Source organism: Hwanghaeella sp. LZ110 (assembly GCF_048892525.1).
In the GTDB taxonomy this organism is placed as follows: domain Bacteria; phylum Pseudomonadota; class Alphaproteobacteria; order UBA8366; family Aestuariispiraceae; genus Pacificispira.
Genome location: NZ_JBLZHT010000098.1, coordinates 1 through 255 on the forward strand (window position 1 = coordinate 1; position 255 = coordinate 255).

At 51.8% G+C, this 255-nt stretch carries 1 protein-coding gene; it reads right to left on the reverse strand.

Annotation, left to right across the window (positions count from 1 at the left end; translation table 11 throughout):
* On the reverse strand, positions 1-255 hold a 255-nt coding region (locus tag ACOSDM_RS20350), incomplete at both ends, for a hypothetical protein (RefSeq protein ID WP_420726358.1).

Sequence of the window (255 nt, forward strand, 5' to 3'; positions counted from 1 at the left end):
TGGATCGCGATCTGCAACCGGCAGTTCGACTGGTTGATATTTAGACGGCAGTGGGATCAGAACATCGGCCCGTGCATTCACCAATTCTATCGGCGAAGCAGGAGAACTGGCGCCTGAACCATAGTTCCTGTCATAGAGTTTCCGGAACGTTGCCATCAGATCCTTGATCGCGGCACGATCCAAGGGAAGCGGCGCATCAACCGGAACGGCAATATCAGTCATTTGTCCGATATAGTGAATATCAATGGAAAGCCG